The 627-nt window shown below is 58.5% G+C and carries 1 protein-coding gene; it reads right to left on the bottom strand.

Annotated elements, in window-relative coordinates:
• Nucleotides 1-15 precede the first annotated feature (15 nt).
• Nucleotides 16-627: IS30 family transposase (locus F6X37_RS35985; protein WP_187614692.1), on the bottom strand; the 612-nt coding region annotated here is incomplete at its 5' end.

Genomic DNA, 627 nt, shown 5'->3' with positions numbered 1-627 from the left:
GGGCAGTCTCAAGAGTCAAGTGCAACGTTTAGCTAATCCAGCCTTCTCTAACTCTTTAGCCATTGCTTCCTCGGGGGAGTCCCAGCCGAGCGTCTGGCGAGGCCGCCCGTTAAGCAATTTGGCGATGTCATTGAGTTGGGTCTGCGAGAGCGTCGAAAGGTCTGTGCCCTTTGGCAGAAACTGACGCAGCAAGCCGTTGGTGTTCTCATTGCTGCCGCGCTGCCAGGGCGCATGCGGATCAGCAAACCAGATATCAATATTGAGCCGCCTGGAGAGCTCGACATGGCAGGCCATTTCCGTTCCCCGATCGTAGGTCAGGCTCTCGCGAAGAAAGGCCGGCAACTTCTTCATTTGCCGCGAGAAGCCTTCCAGCGCATCCTTGGCCGTACAGCCATCCATGCGGCACAGAATCACGAAGCGCGTCTTGCGTTCGACCAGCGTGCCCACGGCGGAACGATTAAACGCACCCTTGATGAAGTCGCCCTCCCAGTGCCCCGGCAACAACCGTTGCTCGATCTGCTCGGGGCGATATTGGATGCGCAAATCCTCGGGAACATAGCTGCCGCCAGCAAGCGTCGTGCGCCGATTTCCGCGCGCCGGTTTTTCTTGGCGCAAGGCTGCGATCAT

Origin of the sequence: Paraburkholderia sp. 31.1, from assembly GCF_014397645.1 — a bacterium.
Classification (GTDB): domain Bacteria; phylum Pseudomonadota; class Gammaproteobacteria; order Burkholderiales; family Burkholderiaceae; genus Paraburkholderia; species Paraburkholderia tuberum.
The sequence above is the reverse complement of the archived record's forward strand: the minus strand, read 5'-3'. Positions and strand labels throughout refer to the sequence as shown.